The sequence below is a fragment of the Mesotoga sp. B105.6.4 genome (assembly GCF_002896535.1).
In the GTDB taxonomy this organism is placed as follows: Bacteria; Thermotogota; Thermotogae; order Petrotogales; family Kosmotogaceae; genus Mesotoga.
Genome location: NZ_JWIM01000059.1, coordinates 1 through 24696, shown reverse-complemented (window position 1 = coordinate 24696; position 24696 = coordinate 1). Strand labels below are relative to the sequence as shown.

Annotated in this window: 19 protein-coding genes and 1 CRISPR repeat array; all 19 genes read left to right on the top strand. The window is 45.6% G+C overall.

Annotated elements, in window-relative coordinates; translation table 11 throughout:
- The first annotated feature begins 87 nt into the window (after positions 1 to 87).
- The 19 genes from RJ60_RS11570 to cas2 all read left to right on the top strand — a co-directional run bounded on the left by RJ60_RS11570 (position 88) and on the right by cas2 (position 20504).
- Positions 88 to 1080: an ABC transporter permease gene (locus RJ60_RS11570; protein WP_103134776.1), complete on the top strand. Its 993-nt coding sequence runs from the start codon at positions 88 to 90 to the stop codon at positions 1078 to 1080.
- The gene (locus RJ60_RS11565; RefSeq protein ID WP_103134775.1) at positions 1077 to 1925 is read left to right on the top strand and encodes an ABC transporter permease; all 849 of its coding nucleotides are present in this window, start codon (positions 1077 to 1079) and stop codon (positions 1923 to 1925) included. The genes RJ60_RS11570 and RJ60_RS11565 overlap by 4 nt, the downstream gene beginning before the upstream one ends.
- A 2-nt stretch (positions 1926 to 1927) precedes the next feature.
- The gene (locus RJ60_RS11560; protein WP_103134774.1) at positions 1928 to 2878 is read left to right on the top strand and encodes an ABC transporter ATP-binding protein; all 951 of its coding nucleotides are present in this window, start codon (positions 1928 to 1930) and stop codon (positions 2876 to 2878) included.
- Positions 2879 to 3781: an ABC transporter ATP-binding protein gene (locus RJ60_RS11555; protein WP_103134773.1), complete on the top strand. Its 903-nt coding sequence runs from the start codon at positions 2879 to 2881 to the stop codon at positions 3779 to 3781.
- On the top strand, positions 3759 to 5153 hold the full coding sequence (locus RJ60_RS11550; protein WP_103134772.1) for a glycoside hydrolase family 1 protein: 1395 nt from the start codon (positions 3759 to 3761) through the stop codon (positions 5151 to 5153). Before RJ60_RS11555 ends, RJ60_RS11550 begins: the two co-directional genes overlap by 23 nt.
- A gap of 14 nt (positions 5154 to 5167) precedes the next feature.
- On the top strand, positions 5168 to 6163 hold the full coding sequence (locus tag RJ60_RS11545; protein WP_103134771.1) for a LacI family DNA-binding transcriptional regulator: 996 nt from the start codon (positions 5168 to 5170) through the stop codon (positions 6161 to 6163).
- Between the two features lie 35 nt (positions 6164 to 6198).
- On the top strand, positions 6199 to 7167 hold the full coding sequence (locus RJ60_RS11540) for a glycoside hydrolase family 130 protein (RefSeq protein WP_180979942.1): 969 nt from the start codon (positions 6199 to 6201) through the stop codon (positions 7165 to 7167).
- A 707-nt stretch (positions 7168 to 7874) separates the two neighbouring features.
- Complete coding sequence (locus RJ60_RS11530; RefSeq protein ID WP_103134768.1) at positions 7875 to 8141, top strand: DUF4258 domain-containing protein; 267 nt, start codon at positions 7875 to 7877, stop codon at positions 8139 to 8141.
- A gap of 10 nt (positions 8142 to 8151) precedes the next feature.
- Positions 8152 to 10068, top strand: a complete 1917-nt coding sequence (locus RJ60_RS11525) for an N-6 DNA methylase (protein WP_103134767.1) — start codon at positions 8152 to 8154, stop codon at positions 10066 to 10068.
- Between the two features lie 315 nt (positions 10069 to 10383).
- Entirely contained in the window at positions 10384 to 10920 is a 537-nt protein-coding gene (locus RJ60_RS11520) for a hypothetical protein (RefSeq protein ID WP_103134766.1), read from the top strand.
- A gap of 730 nt (positions 10921 to 11650) precedes the next feature.
- A complete protein-coding gene (locus RJ60_RS15615) occupies positions 11651 to 11803 on the top strand; it encodes a hypothetical protein (protein ID WP_180979941.1) in 153 nt (50 codons plus the stop codon).
- A gap of 371 nt (positions 11804 to 12174) precedes the next feature.
- Positions 12175 to 12909, top strand: a complete 735-nt coding sequence (gene cas6 / locus RJ60_RS11510) for a CRISPR-associated endoribonuclease Cas6 (RefSeq protein WP_180979940.1) — start codon at positions 12175 to 12177, stop codon at positions 12907 to 12909.
- A 6-nt stretch (positions 12910 to 12915) separates the two neighbouring features.
- Positions 12916 to 14706, top strand: a complete 1791-nt coding sequence (locus RJ60_RS11505) for a TM1802 family CRISPR-associated protein (protein ID WP_103134763.1) — start codon at positions 12916 to 12918, stop codon at positions 14704 to 14706.
- A gap of 2 nt (positions 14707 to 14708) precedes the next feature.
- The gene (gene cas7b / locus RJ60_RS11500) at positions 14709 to 15698 is read left to right on the top strand and encodes a type I-B CRISPR-associated protein Cas7/Csh2 (protein WP_103134762.1); all 990 of its coding nucleotides are present in this window, start codon (positions 14709 to 14711) and stop codon (positions 15696 to 15698) included.
- An 11-nt stretch (positions 15699 to 15709) separates the two neighbouring features.
- Positions 15710 to 16414 (top strand): type I-B CRISPR-associated protein Cas5b, encoded by a 705-nt coding sequence (gene cas5b, locus RJ60_RS11495; protein WP_103134761.1) that lies wholly within the window; start codon positions 15710 to 15712, stop codon positions 16412 to 16414.
- Positions 16407 to 18743, top strand: a complete 2337-nt coding sequence (locus RJ60_RS11490; protein ID WP_103134760.1) for a CRISPR-associated helicase/endonuclease Cas3 — start codon at positions 16407 to 16409, stop codon at positions 18741 to 18743. Before cas5b ends, RJ60_RS11490 begins: the two co-directional genes overlap by 8 nt.
- Positions 18740 to 19237 (top strand): CRISPR-associated protein Cas4, encoded by a 498-nt coding sequence (gene cas4 / locus RJ60_RS11485; RefSeq protein ID WP_103134759.1) that lies wholly within the window; start codon positions 18740 to 18742, stop codon positions 19235 to 19237. Before RJ60_RS11490 ends, cas4 begins: the two co-directional genes overlap by 4 nt.
- A gap of 4 nt (positions 19238 to 19241) precedes the next feature.
- Entirely contained in the window at positions 19242 to 20231 is a 990-nt protein-coding gene (gene cas1b / locus RJ60_RS11480) for a type I-B CRISPR-associated endonuclease Cas1b (RefSeq protein WP_103134758.1), read from the top strand.
- Between the two features lie 3 nt (positions 20232 to 20234).
- A complete protein-coding gene (cas2, locus tag RJ60_RS11475; RefSeq protein ID WP_103134757.1) occupies positions 20235 to 20504 on the top strand; it encodes a CRISPR-associated endonuclease Cas2 in 270 nt (89 codons plus the stop codon).
- A 167-nt stretch (positions 20505 to 20671) separates the two neighbouring features.
- A CRISPR array of direct repeats spans positions 20672 to 24685; the repeat unit is 30 nt; unit sequence GCTTTCAGACTACCTATGAGGAATTGAAAC.
- Positions 24686 to 24696 lie beyond the last annotated feature (11 nt).

Here is a 24696-nt window from a genome sequence, read left to right as displayed (position 1 = left end):
GCACTTTCAACTGAAGATAACTTTTGGTGGGGCAAGAAGATGAAGCTCTCCATCACGTGGGTAGGGTAAAGGAAGGAGACTCAGACTGTGGGAGCCTATTTCAGAAGAAAGATAATAATCTACCTGCTGACATTTGTATTTGCGGTTACGATAGACTGGATGATACCGCGATTCATGCCCGGCAATCCAATTACGAATCTACTGTCTAGGTTTTCCACCAGATCGGATACAACCGAGGTAATCGCCGGCTACCTTAACGAGATCTACGGGCTGGACAAGTCGCCTCTTCACCAGTATTTCGCTTTTTGGGCGGGCCTTTTCAGAGGCGATCTCGGAGTCAGCATATATGTTACAGGGGCTCCCGTTACGAGGGTAATAGCCAGGGCCCTGCCCTTTGATCTTGCCCTTTTGATTCCCGCAATAATGTTGAGTTATATAGCCGGGAACAAGTTCGGCGCCTTCGCCGCCAGGAAGAAGAAACTTGACGGCATCGTCTTGCCTATATGGTACGTGCTTACGGCCACGCCCTACATGTGGCTCGGTATACTTCTGGCCTGGTTCTTTGGGGTCGCGCTAGACGTTCTCCCCATAGCGGGTGCCTACAGTTTTTCAATGGTTCCCAACTGGAGCTGGACCTTCATCTGGGATTTCCTGAAGCACTGGATACTTCCCTTCAGCTCTCTCTTTCTCGTGCAATTTGGAGGCTGGGCCATCGGAATGCGTAACATGATCATCTACGAACTCGAGGCCGAGTATTCCAGATACCTTGAATCTCTGGGTGCCTCGGGAAGACTGGTCAGACGGTATGCCTATAAGAACGCGGTCCTTCCTCAGATCACGGGACTGGCTCTCCAGCTAGGTGTCATAGTTGCCGGGGCTCTTGCTACCGAAGTCGTCTTTTCATACCCCGGCATCGGACATCTTCTAAAGGAAGCGATAATGAATCAGGATTACTTCCTAATACAGGGCTGTTTTCTGTTCATAATCGTCGGCGTGTTGTTGGCTAACATCATTCTGGATATCGCGTATATACTGATCGATCCGAGAATCAGGCACACGGCAGAAGGAGAGACTGTATGAAGACAAAGAATGAATTTCTATACTTCGCCCTGAGGAACGGACGTTTGAAGGTCGGCTTTTTCATACTGGTGATCTTCATCTTACTGGCGATCTTTGGACCTCTCTTTGCGAAGTACGGACCGCTCGATTATGCGGGGCCAGGTTACCACCCTCCTTCAAAAGAGTTCTGGTTAGGAACTACAACCTTCGGACAGGATGTTTTCTCGCAGACGGTTTACGGGCTGAGGTCAACCTTCCTGGTCGGATTGGTTGCCGGAGGTCTAGCGACAGTTCTGGGAGTCCTAATCGGCTTCGTAGCCGGCTACCATGGAGGCATGATCGACGAGCTGCTCAATATGTTGACCAATGTGGTAACCGTGATACCGACGCTGGCCCTCCTTCTCATTGTTGCGGCTTATCTGCCGTACAGGGGAATACTCGTCCAGAGCATATTTATAGGGCTCACCTCCTGGCCGTGGGCGGCGAGAGCGATAAGGGCCCAGACGTTCACTTTGAGAACGAGGGACTTTGTGGACCTCGCAAGAATCACTGGCATGAAACCCTTGAGGATAATCTTTGGGGAGATCGCTCCAAACATGATGTCCTATCTCTTCATGACGTTCATACTCCAGTTTGGAGGCGCCATTCTCGCGGCCGTTACGCTTGATTTCATCGGGCTCGGCCCGACTCAGGGGATCTCGCTCGGACTCATGATGCAGAATGCGGTTCTTTGGAGCGCAATTCAGCTAGGAATGTGGTGGTGGCTGATACCTCCCGGAGTAGCCATTACGGCTATCGTCGGCGCGCTCTACTTTATGAATACTGGACTGGACGAAGTCTTCAATCCTAAATTGAGGGAGCTGTGACAATGTCTCTAAGCGTGGATGGCCTTAGAGTCTATTACCAGACTCTTAAGGGAGATATAAAGGCACTGGACGGTGTGAGTTTCGACCTTCGTGATGGGGAGATAGCAGGAATTGCCGGAGAATCGGGCTGCGGAAAATCGACTCTCAGCAACTCCCTAATAATGCTTCGCCTTCCGATGAAACTCGTGGAGGGCAGTGCCTCTCTTGACGGAAATCCACTCCCAATCGGCGATCAAAGGAAGATGAACGACTTCAGATACAAGAGAATCTCGATAATCCCTCAGTATGCCATGAATGCCTTGAATCCCACCGTGAAGCTCAAGAGACTCATCTCAGATCTTCTCGCCTGTCACGGTGTGGGTTACGAAAAAACTCTCCCCGAACTCAACAGGAGGTTGGATCTCGTGGGTCTGGATAGTTCGGTCCTGAAGATGTATCCCGTAGAACTGTCGGGCGGAATGAAGCAGAGGGCCGTAATGGTTATCTCGACGCTTCTGAATCCCTCTCTGCTGATAGCCGACGAGATCACATCGGCCCTGGATGTCTCGACTCAGCGAGCAGTGGCTGAGATGATCGTGGAGTTCAGGGACAAGGGCTTCGTCAAAAGCATCATCTTCGTTACCCATGACATCTCCATCCTCTACCAGATAGCCGATTCTATTCTTATAATGTACGCGGGCAAGCTTGTCGAGCGGGCCGCCACGGAAGTGATAATAAAAAGGCCCGTCCATCCCTACACGAAGATGCTTATCTCGTCTCTGCCGGAGGTCGGCGTTCACTACACAGATAAGAGACTGAAAGGGATCCCTGGAAAACCCCCTCAACTCCTCTCGCCTCCGCGGGGCTGCAGATTCAGGGACAGATGCCCGATCGCCTTCGAAAAGTGCGAAGAGGAACCGCCCATGGTTGAAATTGAGCCTTCACACTGGGTGGCCTGCTGGGGAGTGAACTAGATGCTTGAGCTCATTAATCTGACGAAGGTCTTCAAGACGGGAATGTTCTCTTCAGGCAGGCTCAAGGCCGTGAACAATGTCTCATTCAAGATCGAAGAGGGAGAGGTCACCTCGCTCATAGGCGAAAGCGGGAGCGGAAAAAGCACCATAGGAAAGATGATCTTGAGATTGCTGACGATCACTGAAGGGGAAATACGACTTGACGGACGCGATATAAGCGGGCTGAAGAGCGCCGAGCTAAGAGACTACTACAGAAAGGTCCAGGGCGTCTTTCAGGATCCCTTCAGCTCCTATAATCCTATCTTCAAAGTTGACAGAGTCTTCGAGAATCTTAGATCGGTCTTCTTTGCGAAGATGCACTACAGCGACTGGCTGGACAAGGTCCACACGGTCCTGAAACTGGTTGGCCTCGATCCGGATCAGATTCTGGGCAAGTATCCTCATCAGCTGAGCGGCGGACAGCTCCAGAGAATCCTGATATCCAGGGCCCTGCTGCTGGACGTGAACCTTCTAGTTGCCGACGAACTGATTAGCATGCTCGACGCCTCTACAAGAATCGACGTTTTGAACCTGCTCGCAGACCTCAAAAAGAAGGGGCTTTCAATCCTCTTCATAACTCATGACCTGTCTCTCGGCTACTATTTGAGCGAAAGAGCTGTGATACTGTTCAAAGGTCATGTCGTAGAAATGGGAAGAACTGACAAAGTTTTCTTCAACCCCCAGCACCATTACACATGCAAACTTCTCTCTTCAGTACCGAGGCTCGACAAAAAGTGGGAGGATATTGAAAGCGATCACAAAAAGAAAATAGACGGACGGAAGTGTTTCGATCCCATCGTGGACGCGGAACATGAAATGGTGGAAGTTGAAGAGGATCACTATGTTGCCGTACAAAGGAGATGAAGACATGTTTGGCGAAGATTTCCTGTTCGGTGCCTCTCTTTCGGGATTTCAGTTTGAAATGGGTAGGAGCTCCCCCGAGAGCATCGACCGCGGCTCGGACTGGTACGTTTGGGCTCATGATAAATTGAACATCGAAAACGGGATAGTCAGCGGGACGTTTCCCGAAAGCGGGCCGAATTACTGGACAGGTTTCGAGGAGTTCCACAGACTTGCTGCCGGCGCGGGAATGAAGATAATACGAATAGGTCTGGAGTGGTCTAGAATCCTCCCCAAACCGACTTTCGAGAGATGGGCAGATGATTTGGATGACATATGCAACACTGAAGCGATAGAGCATTACAGAGGGATCATCGGGGACATAAGAAACCGAGGAATGAAGGTGATAGTCAATCTCAACCATTTCTCACTCCCCATTTGGCTCCACGAACCGATTAGGGTCAACAGATACTCCGATTTCACCGCCGGGGGCTGGGCCGATCCCCGCGCTGCGGAGGAATTCCGTAAATTTGCCGGTCTCTGCGGAAGGAGACTCGGAGACATCGTCGACATGTGGTCGACCGAGAATGAACCAAACGTCTTGGCTACGCTTGGATACAGAAACAGAGCCTCCGGGTTCCCTCCCTCGATAATCAGGCCCGAACTGGCGCGGGTAGCCCGCGACAATCTAATCAATGCCCATCTACTTGGATACGAGGAACTAAAGAAAGAAACGAGCTCTCCGGTAGGGCTGATCTACGCTTTGAGCTGGATAGACGGGGAGGAAAGGGCGGTCGATTCTGCCCTGAAAGCTCAGTTTGAATTTATCGACCGCATAAAAGATAGTACGGACTTTCTGGGCCTGAATTACTATTCACGGATGGTAGTAGAAAGCGATGAAGAGAGCGACAGCGGATACAGAACCCTGCCGGGATTTGGGCAGGGCTGCAAGCCCACCTCGCTTTCCAGATCGGGCAGACCGACAAGCGATTTCGGCTGGGAGATCTACCCCGAAGGGTTATACAATATACTGAAGACGACTATGAGAAGGTACGACGTTCCAGTCTTCGTAACCGAGAATGGAATCGCCGATGCCACGGACGGACTGAGGCCATACTATCTCATAGGCCACCTGAAAGCAGTGGAAAAGCTTATTGAAGAGGGCTTCAGCGTGAAGGGGTACATGCACTGGTCTCTCGCCGACAACTATGAATGGGCCTCCGGCCTTGGGATGCGTTTTGGACTGGTCAGTGTGGACTTCAAAGATGGAAGCCTCACTCCGAGACCCTCCTACTACCTTTTGAAAGAAATCATAAAGCAAGGCTCGGTTAATGGTTTCAAGAAGATGCTGAAAGAGCCGTACGACATTTTTGACGAAACCCTGCTCATCGAATAGGGGGAAAGGACTGGATGGTGACGATAAAGGATGTCGCTGCCGAAGCCGAGGTTTCGATTGCGACCGTCTCTCGGGTATTGAACGGAAGCGGCTATGTTTCCGAAGATACGAAGCTGCGCGTGTTGAGGGTGATCAATAGACTCAACTACCATCCCATGCCTTCGATTCGAAAGAAGAGCCTATACAGAACCCTGGGCGTCCTCCTGCCCAACACAATGGGAAACCATTACGGCGAAATCTTCATGGGAGTTGAGGATTATGCTCACAAAAACGGTTTCAACGTGATGCTTGCCATGGCCAGAGAAATGGTCAGTCGTGAACAAGAGATTCTGAACGAATACTTTCAGCGAAAGGTAGATGGAGTCATAGTTGCGACTCTTCACAGCGACGAGCACATGCTCAACAGGTTCATAGAGAGTGGGATAGTCGTTGTCGCCGTCGACTCCCCAATAAGAGAAATAAAGGCCGACTCCGTAAACATAGACAACTCCTTTGCCGCATACAACGTTGCAAAATTCCTTTACGAAAAGGGGCACAGACGGGTCCTCTTTCTCCCGGGGCAGGAAGGAGTGCATGCTTCAAAGGAGAGGTTGAAGGGGCTGAGAAAATTCGCTTCGAGGACCTCGGATTTCGATCTGAAAGTCGCGAGGATAGGGGGCTTCGAACCTCACCACGGGCATGAGGCGATCCGTGATTACCTTCGGGATTTCGGTATCGACTTCACGGCGATCTTTGCCGTCAACGACCACGTGGCAATGGGGGCAATGCAGGAGCTTCACAAAAACGGTGTTCGTGTCCCAGACGACGTATCCGTGATCGGGTTCGACGATTCCGTTCACGCGCCCTATACGATCCCCGCATTAACCACCGTCTCGCAACCGAGAATCGAAATGGGAAGCGCCGCGGCCCAGCTGCTTATAGAGAGATTGAGGCTCACCCAGAAGAGAGTATTCAGGAATATAGTTCTGCCCACGGCCCTCGTCGAAAGGGACTCGGTTAAAGTCATATAGGAGAGAGGAAGGAGAGGACCTCTTTGTCAATCACAATGCTCGGCCATAAACTCAAAAATCTCCCCTGGGAAGAGAGACCCAAAGATTATCTCGAACCGGTCTGGAGATACTCGAAAAACCCCATAATCACACGGGAAACGGTGAGAGACGCAAACAGCATCTTCAACAGCGCCGTCGTAGCCTACAAGGATGAATTCAGGGGAGTATTCCGTATAGATACGAAAGAGCTTGTCATGGAGCTTCACTCGGGAAGAAGCGAAGACGGATTCTCGTGGAACATAGATCAGGAGAAAATCGAATTTAATGCCGAAGACCCGGAAATCGGCCGATTCGTTTACGGATACGATCCCAGAGTCGTCTTCCTGGAAGACAGATATTACATAACCTGGTGCAACGGTTATCACGGGCCTACCATAGGCGTTGGCTACACTTACGATTTTGAGAGATTTTATCAGTTTGAGAACGCATTCCTTCCCTTCAACAGAAACGGGGTCCTCTTCCCGAGAAAGATCAAAGGAAAGTTTGCAATGTTGAGCCGGCCGAGCGACAACGGCCACACTCCCTTCGGAGACATCTTCTACAGCGAGAGCCCCGACATGATTCACTGGGGCTGCCACAGGCATGTAATGTCACCCGTGTCTGGCTGGCAATCGACCAAAGTGGGGGCCGGACCTATTCCGATAGAGACCTCGGAAGGTTGGCTGCTAATCTATCACGGAGTATGGACATCCTGCAACGGCTTCGTGTACAGCGCCGGAGTGGTTCTCCTCGATCTGGAGAGGCCCTGGAAAGTAATCAAAAGGTCGAAACACTACATACTCAACCCGAGAATGCCTTACGAAAACATTGGCGACGTCCCCAACGTCACCTTCCCCTGCGCAAGCCTTCAGGACCCCGAAACGGGCAGAATCGCCATATACTACGGGGCGGCCGACACCGTTACCGCCCTCGCCTTCACAACCGCAGAGATCCTGTACGACTTCCTACAAGATCACTCATATTGAGACTGCCCTTATGTATAAGACTGCGCCAGGAGATTAGTATCTGTGCCGGTCCTTTCGGTTGTCTCTTACGCGCTTGTCAGTTGAAGTTCTGATAATAGCCAATACTGCAAGCAAAATGAAAGTCACTATGTTGCCACTGCTTGCAGTGACTGGCCTCAGCTTGAAGCTGAGACTGGCACCACGAAGTGGTACCGGCGGCGATGATTCTCGCCTCTTGACTGGCCTGCGCAGCAGACTGGCTTTTCTATCTCTCGCCTTCTTGTGAGCACAGCAACGTCTCGATATACCCTTTCTCGATTGATCTAAACAAAGAACGATTCCAAGTCCTGTCCTGTCAGCAAGAATATCCTTGATTTCTCAACTTTTCCAGTTCAAGCGAAAGCCAAACTTTCGTTTCTCCTTTAGGAGAAAGAATATCTTTTGTTCTGTCTTCTCTTGTTTATATTAATGTGCACGTGCATCTTTTGCGCGGAAGTCTTGCTCAGTGCTGTTTAAATGCTGAATAAAAACTATAACCAGACCCCGGTTCGACGGGGTTTACTTTTCACGCTTGCCCAATGCAATGTCTTAGGTTTACGCAGAAGCATGAATGGATCTGAAAGATTGTTGGGTTATGCAATACTTAATTATGTTGTAATGTATATAGTATGACTTACCGAATACCGTTTGTGATAGTATATATTTGAAAGGCCACCGGGAGGTGATGCATGATGAGAGAACTGGCTTCAACGGGTTTGTACTTGTCTGATCATGTTTTGAGGCGGATGAATCAAAGAGGTATCAATAAAGAGGATCTGATCTATGCTCTAATGAACGGGGCAAAGAAGCATATTAGTAACGCAGTGCACGTATTTGTCGGTAAGAAACATGTCGATAGAGAACATGGTTCTCTAAACGGATTAAGACTTGTGGTCGTAGGGAATGTGGTAATAACCGCTTATAAGAACAAGACTGCCAGATGGAACTGGTCGTAGGAGTGTCAGCATGCTGGACATTAAAGAATTCGAGAAGAACCTTTGGAGTCTCATTTCTCTACTAAGAGACAGAACGGGCAGCGAGAGAGCAGTGAGGAGTGTATTTGGCTTCATTTGGTTGAAAATGCTGGCAAGAAAAACGCGGCTCAAAGATGGCCCGATTCCAGTAACCGCCAGTCCTTCGTCAAGAAGATACTGTCTGCTTCGAGAGGAAACAGAGTATCTTTCGGAAAAATACCCCCACATTCCTTTCAATGAGATTCTGGGTTCTGCAGAATCGATTTGCCAGAACGAAAGCATATTCGTAGATACTGCCCTGGAATATCTTGAGGGCGTTATTAATTCGGTCGAGAAGGCGGAAATTAGAAAGACAGCTTACTCCATATACGATCTCATGACGAAGACATTTGAAGAGACTAACAGACATGGGCTTGCCTTGCTGCCTCAATTGTTCATAGACATAATGGTTGGCGTTCTTGAATATGATCCGCAAATGGTGGTATACGATCCCGCTTTTGGCTACGGCAGACCCTTCAGGTATCTATCTGAAAGGTCTGGCAACAGGCCGGTGAGAATAGCCGGGCAGGAGATAGATAGGGAAATATGTATCCTCACTAGAGTCATTATGGAAGTACTGGATGTTTGTTCAGAAGGTCTGGCTTGCGGAGACACTCTTGGAAGTCCTATACATACTAAAGGTTATTCAGTCAAACAGTTTGACAGGGTTGTTTGCGAGCCGCCAATGGGAATGAGACTGGGAAGGGAAGATCTTGAAAGCGATAGTTATATGAGATTCATCTACGGTATCCCCAGGACAGGCGAATGGGCTTTCATTGAGCACGGAATCAGCTCATTGAAGAAGAACGGAAAACTTGTCGCCTCTATACAAAACGGCGCCCTCATAAGGGAACTCGCCGACGGAATCATAAGGCAGAACCTTGTCAAGCATGACCTCGTCGAAGCAGTCATCCAACTTCCCTCGTTACCGTCAAACCTTTCTGTGCCTGCAAGCAGCATTCTCATATTAAACAGGGACAAACAGGAGTCGCGAAAAGGATCGGTTCTCATGATCTCTATTTCGGGTACGGCTCTTGACAAAGAACTATCTGGATCATCACTGGTAGAACTCGCACTTGATACATACAGCAAGTGGGAGGACATAGACGGCTTATCGCGAATAGTGTCGTTCTCCGAGATGGAAACGCACGGGTTTTCTCTTCTGCCATCAGCCTATATTATGCAGATACCCTCATCCAAAGAAGAAGCGAAACTTGTCAAAGCTATCTCAAAGCTTCCGGGCGTAAGAATTGGGGAAATCGCCGAGGTTTCCTCGGGCACTGATAAGAGGAGATTGAAGACCACTACGGAGAAAGGCAGTGCCTTTAAGGTTCATGTGCTCAAGATTTCCGACATTGAGGGAAACGGGGAGTTGAATCTTGAAAAGGCGGAGACAATATACATCGAAGATAGGGACGAGGTCGAAAGAATTCAGCTTTATCCGGGCGATATAGTTCTATCGGCGAAGGGCACCGTAGATAAAGTGGCGATGGTTAGGGAGTATGATGAAGGGATAATTGTAGCGATAGGGGCGAATCTAATCCGCATAAGAGTTGATCAGGGGAGATACCCGGCCCGGGCGCTTTATGAACTGCTAAGGAGCGAATATGGCAGGTCCCTGCTAACCCAGATTTCCACAGGGACGGTGATAAGAGGTCTGAGTGTACGAAATGTTGAGAACATCAAAATCCCGATAGTGGATGAAAAGAGGTTTCTGAAGTACAGAAAGGCGGCGGAAAAACTCAGAAAGAAGATTAGCGATCTTGAGGCAGAGATAGCTAAACTTACGGAAGCCGAAAGGGAACAGTTCAGCAATTTGTTTCTGCCTGAAGAAGGAGTGTCTCAAAATCGCAAAAGAGACGGAAATTGAATTGAACGGAACAGATTCTACGCGATTTGCCGAGTGCATACTACAGGCTATCGCACTGTCCGCTGACCTCTTTTCAAATTTTTCTTTTTCTTTAAACGGAAGTAGCCCGGTACGATACCGGCGAGACCCCTCGATGGTTCCCGGCAGATAATGAGCTGTCTAACTAAAACTAAACTGAGTTGAGAGAAAGACAGGAATCCGTGCTTGTAAGCAACATCGGAAAAGGAGAAGAGAATCGACACGGATAGTAACCATCCTGGACATCCTGTAAATCAGCAATCAACTTCAAGGGAAGAGATTTAAGGAGATGATAACATGAGCTGGAACTGGCATGAAGAACTGGAAGAAATAGTTAGGTCGGCGGTTGAGAGAAAGCTTAATCACCTCGCGCTCGAAAGACAGTGGGAGAACTCGGCCAGTATTAATGGGCTGGTCTATACAGAGTCTGTAACACGTCGTGAGATACTTCTTTGCAGAAAGAAACTCGAAGAATTCAAGAAATCAGGGATGTCTTTCGAACAGGCTAAAGAGAAACTGGTCGCAGAATTTTCGGAAAGACTTTTGAGAGTTCTCCTGGAGATTAAGCGGATGGAAACGGAGAGATTAATCCCCTACACGATAATCTCTGTCTCGGACCTTACAGACGATCTTAGCACTGCACATTATGTCTGTCTCTCGAAAGAGACCTCCAACACCGAGCCTCTTACATCATCCACAAGGGAAGAGCTGAGAAAACTGGCAGTGAAGTTCCCTGAACTTTTCTCCATGGGAGAAGACATAGTGTTTCCCAGAGAATACGACATGACATTCATTGTAGGGTTCGTTAACCACTTCTACGGAAGGGCAAGCTAAAAGTCAGAAAAATCGTGCGATTCTTTTCCCAAAAATAACTGAAACAGACTTCTCTGGTCAATTTCATATCAATTTATGTGTTCAGACTACTATTGGCACCTGCTATCAGGGGAAATCACCAATAATGCAACGGAATAAGTATTATAACTGCATTGGTATCTGGAGTTGTTCGTAAAATTGGTTGATCCTGTTTTCTTCGGAAGTTTCTGTGCAAAGCAGTACTGGAGGAACCAGATTCGATATTATGAAGAAATTTAGGTTAAAATGCGAATACTGTAGTGCTTGGTTTGCGTCAATGACTTTGGATTGCATTAACAATTTCTTTTGTTGGCCAGTTCATGTCAGCTATGAAACCAGGTAAGAAGCAAAGGAATGCAAGAAACAGCATAATAGCTTCGAACTTACAGGACGTCATAACCAGCTTCGATGGCTTCATGAGAATTCTTGAAACGTGATGGGTCTTATCCGGGACTTTGGAAAACGGCGATGAAGGTGCTGGTGAAGTAATTGCTATTTGCAGATAGCGATTGAGAAACGTAATGTTTATGAGCGACAAGGACACAAAAAGAACCAAGTGTTTTTCACCTTCTTTTTTGGCCCGGCTTCAGAGCCGGGTCTTTTTTAAACAATCGAAAGCGCTTAATTTTGTTTTCAATGTAAACTCCTTTATAATTTTGTTTGGATCCGATCGTTTTTTGGGGAAGCTTGAAACGAGAGAAGGAGGATCGAAATGAGAAGAACTGACTTCTTTCTCTTATTTGTTTTGTCCACACTGGTGTTTGGACTTGAACCAATTACTCTTCGAATGGGCGATACTTCAGCCACTTACTACAGGGAGGTGAGTTTTTCTATCCTTATGTGCCAGTGCAATTCTTACTTGTAGATCCTTTCAGAAGCTCTTGTTTTTCGACACTTTCGTGTCTTTGTAACCGCATAATCCGTTGCATCCTTTCAAAAGGCCTTAATACATTCTTGGATTTTGATTTATTTGTTACAAGCGATATAATGAACATAAATCAAGCCTTATGAAGTCTTTGCCAGAACAATTATGAATCGCTTAAATAGGGCATTACGTTGTTACCTTAACACTAATTGTCAAATGAATATTGCCTACACAAGATGAATTGAGGTGATGGTTTTGCGATTGCTCGCAGCATTTGAAACCCCGGGCTTCGTTTTTCTAGACTGCCCAAGTGAATTCATGTCACTTATTCAAAAAACCAATATAAGAGGCCGCTTTATGGAGGTTTCACTTTGAGAATAAAAGTCTCACTTAAAAGCGAAAAACCTATCTCTCTTCCAATTAGCTACTCACACCCACTTCAGTCGGCAATATACAAGATACTCTCAGACGTAATCCCGGAAAGCCACGACTTTGGCCTAACCGTGAATAAAAGAACCCTAAGACCATTCACTTTCTCTCGACTCTTTGGTCACAAACAAAGCATTAATGAAGGCTCAATCTCGCTAACTTCTCCGATTTGCTTGCACTTCTCATCGCCACTAGAAGACTATGTCCAAGCCTTTGCAAACGGTCTTATGAAGAACGGGGGGATTAAACTTCTCGGTGCAACCCTTGATCTTAGATCGATAGAAGTAGAACCAACACTTCCGGAAACGAAATACATAGCGGCCAAAACAATATCACCAATAACTGTCTATTCGACTCTCATGACAGCAGACGGGAGAAAGAAAACATATTTCTACAATCCGGCAGAGAAAGATTTCGCAATTCAGATTCAGGAAAACCTCAACAGAAAGGCAAGTGCATTGGGTAATTCCGTCAGAGCAAGAGAATCCTTCTCCTTCAAACTTGCCTCAAGACCTGTTCAACGAATTGTCAAGTACAAGGATTTCACTCAAATTGCCTGGGACTTCCGCTTTGAGCTCAACGCAGATCCGGAGCTTATATCGATAGCTTACTACTGGGGACTAGGTTCAAAGAATGCACAGGGATTTGGAATGATAGAAATCAGTGAAAGGAGGTGATCAGAATTGATCAAGAGTTTCTTCGAAATTGGAATTTGCCATGAAGATGAGTTCGATGAAACCCAGCAATTGACGGAGGATCTCGGCAAAAAATACACCAGAATCGTAACGATAAATCTGGAAACAAAAAACGACAAACTACTCTATTCCGGCTGTAGCTTAGGATACAAAACAGATGCCAATTACCTCTACAGAAAGACCCCTCCTGCAAAACCGGATCCATACTCTTTGACTCTCAAACCTTCAAAAAAAGGCCCCGTAGGTTTGATTGACAGATTCGTAAAGTTCTGTGAGATGCATCCCGGTACACTTGCGAATGGCATCAAAGATATTCTTTCAGAAAACAAAGAGAAGATCGTCAGCGATATTGAGGAACAGGCTGAGCAGATTACCGAGAAGAATGAATTCTATTTCTTGACTGTTTTGATCGATGGACGATCTGTGGGAGCGTTCAAGGAGTTCAGAACTGCATTTCTAAATGAAGTCCAGAGGCTTCCGAACTCCCGAAGGGGCGTTTGCTTTTTGTGCGGGAAAGAAACCGAAGTTGGTGCCAGAGTTAGCAATATCTTCAAGTTTGCCACAATTGACCAGCCTGGTTTTGCACATATGATGAGCAACAAGAGTCACGATGTTACTATGCCTCTCTGCCAGGACTGTTTCTCCAAACTTGCCCTGGGTAAAAGGATTGCCGATGACAAATTAACTCTCAACTTCTATGATTCACAAGTTTACGTTCTTCCAAGATTCGCGGGTAACAAAATAGGCAAGAGCCAGCAGTTCACCGAAAATAGCCTTTCAGCACTTAAGAACCTTACAGATTCGTTCAGAGGAGAAGATGGCAAATACGGGAAATTCGAAGCAAGGCTCATCAAGAAGCTCAGCAAAGGAGATGCATATTCGACCCTGAATTTCGTTTTCTTTGTCAAGGCAAGAAGAAAGGATGAGGTAAAAGTTTACCTGAACATTGAAGACGTTCCTCCTTCCAGGTTGAAGGCCATAGCAAAAACAGCAGATGATATCGAGGCCGAGCTTAAACCTTTGGATTCTCCCAGAATCAGATTTGAAATACTATGGAAGATTTTCAAGGGTTATGCTCAGTTAAAGAAGGAACATTCTGAAAATCCCGTACCGCCGTCTGATTTTCTGAAATCCATGATGGCCATATTTAAGAGCACCAAGGCAGACTTAAATGTTTTCAAGAAGTCTTCGATGCGGTACTTTTACTCTCTTAAGATGAATTCGAAAGAAAGTGAACAAAAGAGTGTATTCTTCGATCGCAATTCGATAGTTGCAATGGGTTATTTTCTGGACAGACTGAATAATCCTTTAGAAGGAGGGGTCTTAGGTTTGAAAAAGCCAAAGGAGGAATTACTGGAAGGGTATTTTGAGCGGTATCCCGGTTTCTTTGCAAATGATGATTTGAAGCTCACCTTTGTAATCGGAATGATCCACGCGCTTGTAGTGGATATTCAGAAAGACCAGGGATACAATGGTACAGCCGATCAGAGGATCAAGGGTTACAGGATGAAGCCGGACGATTTCAAAGAACATCTCACCTATCTAAGAGATAAGTACAAGCACTATTCGAAGAAGATGGCGAACGGCTCACATATTGGATTTGTCGAGAAGCTCTTTGAACTCGCAGGAAGATACCAACTGAATGCTGGCATGAATTGGAGGTCGTCGTTAACAGACTTGAATTATGCATTCTTGTGTGGAGAAGCTTCAAGGAATCTGTTGATGAGTTCACCTGAAAAAGAAGTTGCCGGGGAAGCAACTGTGGAAGAGGAGGAATGAGCATGGCGGACTTGGTTAAGAACCGACACGAAATAGTCTTTATCTATGACGTGAAGGACGGCAATCCTAACGGAGATCCTATGGACGAGAACAAACCGAGGATGGATGAGACTACCGGGCTAAACGTAGTCTCGGATGTACGACTTAAAAGAACGATAAGAGATTATTTTCGGAGTGCCAAATCAGATGTTTTCATTAATGGAGAAGCTATAACTGCCACAAAGAGAGCTACGAATATTCTTGGTGAGGATCCAACGAAGATGAATCCTGAAAAGATTTCAATTGTTAGTAATACCCTCCTAGAAAAATTCATAGATTTAAGGCTTTTTGGAGGAACATTGGCTTTCAAATCAGGAAAAAGAGATGGGGACTCATCAGATAATGATAATAAGAAAAAGAAAAAGGAAAAAGGCATAAAAAGCATTACTTATACAGGACCTGTTCAGTTCAGATTTGGCAAATCCCTTCATAAAGTGGATCCAGTTTTTATACAAGGAACAGCTGCTTTTACGAAAGATGAAGAGAGCGGGCAACGCAGTTTCAGCGAGAAGTGGCAGCTTCCGTATTCCTGCATTGCTTACTACGGAATAATCAATCAGAACACAGCAAAAGAAACCCTCCTTACTGACGCCGATGTCGATTTTCTGTTTGAAGCCATGTGGGACGGCACCAAAGATCTAATTACCCGATCCAAGATGGAGCAGCTTCCACGACTCCTAATAGATGTTGTCTATGAAGATGAGAAGAACTTCCATATTGGAGAGCTTGATAAGGCTATTGAGCTGAAGTCGGAGCTTGAGGAGGAGAGGATCCGCGGCGTCAAAGATTTCGTTCTTGAGATTTCCGAACTTAAGGGACTTCTCGGCAAATACGGAAACTCCATACAGAAAGTTCGATACAGAATAGACCCTAGACTGAAGCTCACCCTCAATGGCGAACCATTCGAGATAGAAGGTTTACTGGAGGGCAAGACTGAAAAACTGGAAAAGTGAGGTGAGGACTCATGAAAGTCCTCGTCTTCGACATAGCCAGTGACTACGCCCATTTCAGAAAGCCATATACCACGACATCTGCGCTGACTTATTCTGTTCCGCCCCGCACGGCGATTGTCGGGCTGTTGGGGAACATTATCGGTGTTCAAAGCGGAGGCTTCGGCAAAAGCGAGCAGTCAAGCTATTTTGAGGCCAAGGGTTTGAAGACTGGCGTCAGGGTTTTAAGGTCCGTAAGAAAGACCACCTTCAATCTGAAATACCTCCACACTAAGAGCGGAGGCAGTATTCTTGTTCCAGTCGAATGCGTTATCTCTCCCAAATATCGGATCTATGTCACAGGAAACACTGAACTCCTATCCGTTGTGAAAGGAAAACTCGAGAACCATGAGACACACTTTACTCCTTACCTTGGCATTTCTGAATTCATTGCCTCAATAGATTACATCGGAGAGTATGAGGCAAATGATGTGAATGGTGAGGTGTTGGTCGATTCCATAGTCTATCTGTTCGATGAGGGAGAAATCAGATTCGAGAGCGGGTTAAATCTCTTCCGTGAGACACATGCCATTTCCATGGACAACGACAGAAGAGTCCAGAGTTACTCGGAAATTGCCTATGAAGAAGACAGCAAACGAATTCTTTTGTTAAAGAGCCCTTCTCAGTCTGTAATCGTGAAACTGAACGGAGCTGAAGACGAGGTGATAATGCTTGTTTGAAGTTTATTCCCATCCGGCAAGAGAAGGTGAATCGCCCAGACCATTGATGGATCATCTCGATGGTGTCTATCACCTGATGATCTCCGAAATCGAAACCGCGAGTCTATATATGGACTTTGAAAATCTGCTCGGGGTCGATGAAAAGACCCTGGGCTTTCTGGTTAAAGCCATCGCATACTTCCACGATCTTGGAAAGGCTACTCCGGAATTTCAAAACAAGATAATGAAACGCAGATTCAAGAGAGACAGATCAAACCATGCCGCTCTCGGGGCTTTTGCAATAGGAAAGTACTTGACGCTGAACGCTCCGAACGAAATTCAGCATCTAATCCCTATAGTCGTTAGCCTTTTGAAGCGGCACCATGGTCAGGCTGAAAACCCTGGATTCGGTTGTGACCTCGACAACGATTCAGAACTCATAGAATGGCAGCTCCTCAATCTGAATGAAGGGTTTCTCGACAAACTTCGTCTGAAAATCGATGTCCCACCACTTGACAAAGATGAATTAAGTGATCTAGTTTATGATTGGCAGAACTATTACGAAGATTTCTTCCTGGACGATAGAAAAGATATCCGACCTTATGTATTGTATATGTACCTCTCATCCCTTCTGCGCTGGTCAGATGAAACCGATGCGGCCTTCAGGAATAAGCCAATGCCTGAGAGGGGCAATCTCCCCGAAACACTTGTGGAAGACTACAGGAAAGCGAAAGGCTTTGACATGCCGGGGACTGATCCCATGAACCTTCTTAGGAGCAAATTCTACGACCTTGCGACATCAAATATCGACTTCGAAGTTGGTGCACTTAAAGGACCTACCGGTATCGGGAAAACATTGACCCTTCTCTCACTGGCCATAAAATTGCGAAAAAACCTAACGAAAGAAGGCTATATTCCAAGGATTATATACTGCCTTCCTTTCCTTAGCATAATAGATCAGACTTACGATGTCGCGCGAAAGCTCTTCGTTGAAACGGGTAGGACCGAACCGACTCCAAATCAGTTATTACAGCAGCATCATCTTTCGGAGATAGATTTTGGCACGGACAACGAAGATGAGAACTACGAGAAGTATGAGGCAGACCTCCTGATAAACTCGTGGAACAGCGAGCTAACTATTACCACATTTGTGAGCTTCTTCCATTCGATTTTCACAAGAAAGAGGACCCCAAAATTCTTCAGGATTCCGGGTTCCATAGTTGTGTTGGATGAGATTCAGGCAATTCCCACAAGATACTGGGACCTTACCGGGAAAGTGATGCAGCTACTCGCCAAATATGGTGGTACAAGATTCATATTCTCTACCGCAACCATGCCATCGTGTTTCGGCCTTAGCGCCGAATCTCTTTTCAGTGAAGATATTCCGCTCAACAGATTTGAACTGGAACGTATCGACGAGATGTCCTTTGAAGAATTCACAAGTAACCTGCTGCCGGATACTGTGGAAGAAGCGGTCTCGTCTGAGAAATCTTTGATGATTGTTATGAATACAATAGCTTCGGCTGAAGCTACTTTCAAGAAAATTCTTGAGTTGTATGAAACAGAAGCTGAAAAACTCTACTATCTGTCTACGAAAGTTCCGCCAGAAGTTCGAAGGCAGAGAATACAAAGTATAAAAAACGAAGGCGGCTCTTGCATACTGGTTACAACCCAGCTTGTCGAAGCAGGTGTCGACCTGGATTTCGACTACTGCATCCGCGACATGGGTCCCCTTGACAGTATCGTTCAGGTCGCCGGAAGAGTCAACAGATCTAATAAAAAAGAAGCAGGTAAAATTAAACTGATCGAACTTACGGATTTCAACAATCACCGTGCACCGAGCAAGATCTATGACTCAGTTTTGTTATCCGCTACCAAAAAAGCTATGAATAATACCCTATACAATGAATCGGAACTCTATTCCCTCGTTGAAGACTACTTTCGAGCCATTGAAAAATCAGGCATTGAAATAAAGTCAAAGGAGATTCTTGAAAGCATATACAAGTTGGAATTTGCCAAAATCGCTGATTTCAAGCTGATCGATGAGAGCGGTAGGACTTTCCCCGTCTTTCTTGAAATTGATGAGAATGCAGAGGCCGCGTGGCGAGATTACACAGACGTCCTTCAAAGGCCCACCACGGCGGAAGATAAATTCAAGCTTCTGGCGGAAAAGAAAAGCATCGTAAGAAAACTCGCACCTTACATAATCAACTATCGCGTAAAACATGATGAGAGTGAAGCAGATCTTCCACCAGTAGTAAGCGGGTTTTGCTACGTTCAGAAAGACGAGCTAGAACGCTATTACGACGAATCGACGGGATTCCACTTGGCCGGGTGTGACATTTATTGATAGATATTACCGGTTACCTTGTGCTTTCATATTCCTACTGTGCCAGGGAAGCATGGTTAGTAGCCCACAGAATATTTCCCGAAAGCGAAGATATGAACCTTGCACTTGGTAGGCTCATCCATGAAACATCTTACGAAAACAGAGGAGAAAAAGATATCTCTATAGACAACATAAAAATCGACATGGTCGAAGAGAAAAAGGGAAAAACCATCGTCAGCGAGATAAAGAAGTCCAAGTACTCTCTTGAAGGTGCCAGAGATCAGCTGCTATTCTACCTTCTGAGGCTAAAAGAAATGGGAGTTCAGGCAGAGGGACAGCTGCTGGTGCCGAAAGAGAAAAAGAAGATAACGATTACTCTGACTGATGAAGAAGAAGACAGAATAAAGAAGTTATGCGAAGAAGTACAGAAACTCGTAGAAGGCCCGATTCCGGAGATCGAGCGGACTCAGAACAAGTGCAAAAACTGTGCTTACTACACTTATTGTTGGGTGTGATGACATGAAGCGAATGCTGTACCTTTTTACTTCGGGAAAGCTTGTGAGAATGAACAATACCCTGGTCTTTGAAAAAGAAGACGGAAAAAAGGTTCATCTTCCCGTCGAACAGACGGATTCAATCTGCGCTTTCGGAGAAATAGATCTTAACAAGAGAGTCTTGGAATTTCTTACTCAAAAGCAGATTCCTCTTCATTTTTTCAACCGGTATGATTATTATTCTGGAACCTACTATCCGAGAGAACATCTGAATTCAGGTTTCCTTATACTGCAGCAGGCCAATTTTTATAACGACGGGAAGAAACGCATGGACCTTGCAAAGAGGTTTGTGAGAGGGTCAATGCAAAACATGCTGAGTGTTTTGACTTACTACAACAGACGCGGAAAGGATCTCGAAAGAGAAATAGAAGGTTTAAACGCACTGAAAGAACGCCTTGAAGATACTGGGACCATAGATGAAGCGATGGCAATAGAGGGGAACTTCAGGGACCTATACTACAAGTGTTTTGATTCTATAATAGATAACTCTAGCTTTGAGTTCGTTTCAAGAACGAGACAGCCGCCTCTCAACAGACTCAATGCTCTGATAAGTTTCGGGAACACAATGCTCTATACAACCGTTCTGGGAGAGATTTATCGTACTCACCTCGATCCGAGGATCGGATACCTTCACACAACGAATTTCCGTAGCTTCTCTCTGAACCTAGATGTCGCCGAGGTCTTCAAGCCGATTCTTGTAGACCGTTTGATATTCTCCCTGATAAACAAGAAGCAGATTCAGGCCAAACACTTTGCGAAGCACCTTGAAGGCATTTATATGAACGATGCGGGAAAAGAGACTTTCGTGAAGGAATACGACGAGAAGTTGAAGACAACTATCAAACACCCCGGACTGAAAAGAAATGTCTCGTATCGCTATCTCATCCGTCTGGAGATGTACAAGATAGAAAAGCACATAACAGGAGAGAAAGAGTATGGCCCGTGGAAAGGCTGAAAGATGTACGTGCTTCTAGTTTATGATATCGGCGAAAAACGCGTAAATAAAGTGCTGAAAATATGCAGGCAGTACCTGGACTGGGTTCAGAATTCCGTATTTGAGGGAGAGCTAACAAAGGCAGGCCTCGAAACACTCAAGAAACGACTGGGGAAAATCATGAACAAAGAAGAGGATTCGGTGAGAATCTACAAACTAAGGTCAGAAGACTACTTGACTCTCGAAATACTCGGAATAGATAAGAAACAAGTAGCTGATGACGGAATCCTTTAGCTCCGTCGACCCCTGATGAATTGAAAACACCAGGGGATCGACAGAAGCGGTCTAATTTAGCTCTTCGTTTCTTTATGCATTTCGTGAGAGAACGGTCTTTGAAAAACAGGCAAGAACCAATGTTGCCTCAAAACGCTGAAAATCCTATATAATCTATATAGTAATGGGCTTTCAGACTACCTATGAGGAATTGAAACAACCTCCCGACTCGCAAGTGAAGAACTCCGAGACCTGCTTTCAGACTACCTATGAGGAATTGAAACGCTTGCTCCTTCTTTCTATTTCGGAATCGAGAACGGGCTTTCAGACTACCTATGAGGAATTGAAACAATGCCCCATATGTCGTGCCCACAACGATCACGATGCTTTCAGACTACCTATGAGGAATTGAAACGTAGAGCCTTCGCACTCACATTCAATCTCTTCGGCCGCTTTCAGACTACCTATGAGGAATTGAAACACAAGAACGTCACGAAGCTGGTTATCGAGGGGAAGCGCTTTCAGACTACCTATGAGGAATTGAAACAAGATAGAATTTTGAACAGTCGTCGCAAACAGTTAGCTTTCAGACTACCTATGAGGAATTGAAACAGTTTCTGGAGGTGGCCACATGAGCTTTCAGGTCAAAGCTTTCAGACTACCTATGAGGAATTGAAACTGAGTATCCGCCCATTGCATGGTTACCCAGCCGATGCTTTCAGACTACCTATGAGGAATTGAAACAGCAGGTCTTTCAGACGTACCCACAGGCTACTATGGCTTTCAGACTACCTATGAGGAATTGAAACTAGTCGCCCACGGCTTCTTGAGAGAGTAAATAGGATGGCTTTCAGACTACCTATGAGGAATTGAAACGACATACAAAAGTACTACCCGAGCATACCCCACAGCGCTTTCAGACTACCTATGAGGAATTGAAACTAGAGTATCCTGAAGCCATTCAAGATAGACAGAGGCGGGCTTTCAGACTACCTATGAGGAATTGAAACAAGGTTTCTCTGATTCGGTTGAGAAAAACGGATCCATGCTTTCAGACTACCTATGAGGAATTGAAACTTCCTTAGGTTTTTTTTCTTCCAATTCGGCAATTCTGCTTTCAGACTACCTATGAGGAATTGAAACAGCTTTGAGACTGTGATCGTGCCTTCCGTTGAAGTTGAGCTTTCAGACTACCTATGAGGAATTGAAACTGGACTTGGTCTCATGAATGACTCTTGCGCATAGCTTGCTTTCAGACTACCTATGAGGAATTGAAACTCTCGAATCGGTTTGAAGAGATTTGCCACAGTCACGGCTTTCAGACTACCTATGAGGAATTGAAACTTCTGGACCTTCATCTGACTCTTCACAATAATCTCGGCTTTCAGACTACCTATGAGGAATTGAAACGCGGGCAAAAAATCCAGTTCTTTAATGTCACTCGCGCTTTCAGACTACCTATGAGGAATTGAAACCTGTTGGTATTCGACATTCAAAACAGGCAATCAAGCTTTCAGACTACCTATGAGGAATTGAAACTTTCTTTACAGCAGGACATAAGCGAATACTAACGAAAGCTTTCAGACTACCTATGAGGAATTGAAACACGTCACCGAACGCCTTCTTTGTATTCTCTCCAAAGCTTTCAGACTACCTATGAGGAATTGAAACACGAACAGTATCGCGGAGTCATCGAGGGCCTGAAGAATGCTTTCAGACTACCTATGAGGAATTGAAACTAGGAGTATTGCTGCATCTCAGCAAGCAAGTTTGAGCGCTTTCAGACTACCTATGAGGAATTGAAACATCTGTTTCCATGCCATCTTTGCGAGCTTCTCCGGAGCTTTCAGACTACCTATGAGGAATTGAAACTTACGTTTTGGCTCTCAGAGCCAAACAGCACTTACGAGCTTTCAGACTACCTATGAGGAATTGAAACCGGTATTTCATCTCATCACCACATTCCCATTTCATCGCTTTCAGACTACCTATGAGGAATTGAAACTCAACAACTCTTTCTCGATGAACCCTGTCAGCAAACGGCTTTCAGACTACCTATGAGGAATTGAAACGTGTCATATCCGGAGCTTCTAATATCCGCTGAACTCCCGCTTTCAGACTACCTATGAGGAATTGAAACCGATCTCCAGCCACTGCTCAGTCTTGATGGCCGGATGGGCTTTCAGACTACCTATGAGGAATTGAAACAGAGGAGCGAATGGGATAAACTGAAACGCATAGCGAGCTTTCAGACTACCTATGAGGAATTGAAACAAGGATCAGGACGAAAACTACTATCTGATATATGCGCTTTCAGACTACCTATGAGGAATTGAAACATGACATCATCTGAATAATTGTGCATATACCACGTGCCGCTTTCAGACTACCTATGAGGAATTGAAACCTCATGGATATGGAGGCGGGCGCACGAAAGGTGCAAAAGGCTTTCAGACTACCTATGAGGAATTGAAACCTCACTAAAATGGATGACGTTCAAAAAGACGTTGACGCGGCTTTCAGACTACCTATGAGGAATTGAAACTATAATTGCTTTTCCAATAATCTCAACTATTTGCGGCTTTCAGACTACCTATGAGGAATTGAAACACCGAATCAGGGTGTACGCTACGGTTACTATGGCAATGCTTTCAGACTACCTATGAGGAATTGAAACATATACTTTTGCTGATCTCTTCTTACTCTATTCAGGGCTTTCAGACTACCTATGAGGAATTGAAACTTGAATAAGATCGAGAGGATTGCAAGGGTTTGCTGCTTTCAGACTACCTATGAGGAATTGAAACAAAGCACCGTTATAACCATGCAGCTCGCACGTGTCTGCGCTTTCAGACTACCTATGAGGAATTGAAACTTAGCTCTCTTTTCCTCTATTTCTGCGCGCAGTTGGCTTTCAGACTACCTATGAGGAATTGAAACTTGCAACACCTGAGAACATTGGTATGAGGCCTGAAACTGGCTTTCAGACTACCTATGAGGAATTGAAACTTTGAAAGACTGTTTATCTCGATTCCTGTGGATTGGAGCTTTCAGACTACCTATGAGGAATTGAAACTAATCTCGTACCTTCGGAAGCTTCTCACCAACGACCTGGCTTTCAGACTACCTATGAGGAATTGAAACATTCGACCGTCTCCTTAACACCCTTCTTCGACCAGAGCTTTCAGACTACCTATGAGGAATTGAAACCAGCCAATCCGCTTCTGTCTTTCAGCAAACCTACAGCTTTCAGACTACCTATGAGGAATTGAAACAACAGACTTACGAGTTAGTAGAGGAGGGATGAGAAAGCTTTCAGACTACCTATGAGGAATTGAAACTTTTTATACATTCACGAGGAAATATCTGAATAATGATGGCTTTCAGACTACCTATGAGGAATTGAAACTTAGTGATGGCTCGCCTGTATATCTCATCTATCACGTAGCTTTCAGACTACCTATGAGGAATTGAAACCACTTCCAGGAGCGGACAGAATGTTGATAGCAACTGCTTTCAGACTACCTATGAGGAATTGAAACAGTAGCAGAAGCGGCCGTTGTAACTCCTATTTCATGCTTTCAGACTACCTATGAGGAATTGAAACTATTCTGTCATCAGCACTATCATTCGGGTAACGAGAGCTTTCAGACTACCTATGAGGAATTGAAACAAATTAAAGATGCAACGGCTAATCAAGAAAATTGGAGCTTTCAGACTACCTATGAGGAATTGAAACTAACCGCAGGGCTCTTGAGAGCATTCGCTATTGTTTGCTTTCAGACTACCTATGAGGAATTGAAACCATATCTTATCGACATCTACGACATCGCTTCCTAGTTGCTTTCAGACTACCTATGAGGAATTGAAACCGTGGATAGACGAGTGAGAGGAGTGGGAAAATGCTAGCTTTCAGACTACCTATGAGGAATTGAAACTTTTCAGAACCTATGAGATCTTTTTCGAGATCCATGCTTTCAGACTACCTATGAGGAATTGAAACACCTTGATTCCAGAAGCGCGCTTCTCTATGTCGAGGCTTTCAGACTACCTATGAGGAATTGAAACAGCTTATGAAGGCTCAGACCGAGGCTAGAATTGCCGGCTTTCAGACTACCTATGAGGAATTGAAACAGAAAGAAATCGAAAAGGAGGTAATAGAAAATGATATTGCTTTCAGAATACCTAAGAGGAATTGAAACAAGTAATTACT

What these genes read in the sequence shown, in the direction of transcription:
- RJ60_RS11560 (WP_103134774.1), top strand. Translation starts at nt 1,928, where the DNA reads ATGTCTCTAAGCGTGGATGGCCTTAGAGTCTATTACCAGACTCTTAAG.
- cas1b (WP_103134758.1), top strand. Translation starts at nt 19,242, where the DNA reads ATGAAGCGAATGCTGTACCTTTTTACTTCGGGAAAGCTTGTGAGAATG.
- cas5b (WP_103134761.1), top strand. Translation starts at nt 15,710, where the DNA reads ATGAAAGTCCTCGTCTTCGACATAGCCAGTGACTACGCCCATTTCAGA.
- RJ60_RS11565 (WP_103134775.1), top strand. Translation starts at nt 1,077, where the DNA reads ATGAAGACAAAGAATGAATTTCTATACTTCGCCCTGAGGAACGGACGT.
- RJ60_RS11540 (WP_180979942.1), top strand. Translation starts at nt 6,199, where the DNA reads ATGCTCGGCCATAAACTCAAAAATCTCCCCTGGGAAGAGAGACCCAAA.
- RJ60_RS11550 (WP_103134772.1), top strand. Translation starts at nt 3,759, where the DNA reads ATGTTGCCGTACAAAGGAGATGAAGACATGTTTGGCGAAGATTTCCTG.
- RJ60_RS11545 (WP_103134771.1), top strand. Translation starts at nt 5,168, where the DNA reads ATGGTGACGATAAAGGATGTCGCTGCCGAAGCCGAGGTTTCGATTGCG.
- RJ60_RS11520 (WP_103134766.1), top strand. Translation starts at nt 10,384, where the DNA reads ATGAGCTGGAACTGGCATGAAGAACTGGAAGAAATAGTTAGGTCGGCG.
- cas7b (WP_103134762.1), top strand. Translation starts at nt 14,709, where the DNA reads ATGGCGGACTTGGTTAAGAACCGACACGAAATAGTCTTTATCTATGAC.
- RJ60_RS15615 (WP_180979941.1), top strand. Translation starts at nt 11,651, where the DNA reads ATGAGAAGAACTGACTTCTTTCTCTTATTTGTTTTGTCCACACTGGTG.
- RJ60_RS11530 (WP_103134768.1), top strand. Translation starts at nt 7,875, where the DNA reads ATGATGAGAGAACTGGCTTCAACGGGTTTGTACTTGTCTGATCATGTT.
- RJ60_RS11555 (WP_103134773.1), top strand. Translation starts at nt 2,879, where the DNA reads ATGCTTGAGCTCATTAATCTGACGAAGGTCTTCAAGACGGGAATGTTC.
- RJ60_RS11525 (WP_103134767.1), top strand. Translation starts at nt 8,152, where the DNA reads ATGCTGGACATTAAAGAATTCGAGAAGAACCTTTGGAGTCTCATTTCT.
- cas2 (WP_103134757.1), top strand. Translation starts at nt 20,235, where the DNA reads ATGTACGTGCTTCTAGTTTATGATATCGGCGAAAAACGCGTAAATAAA.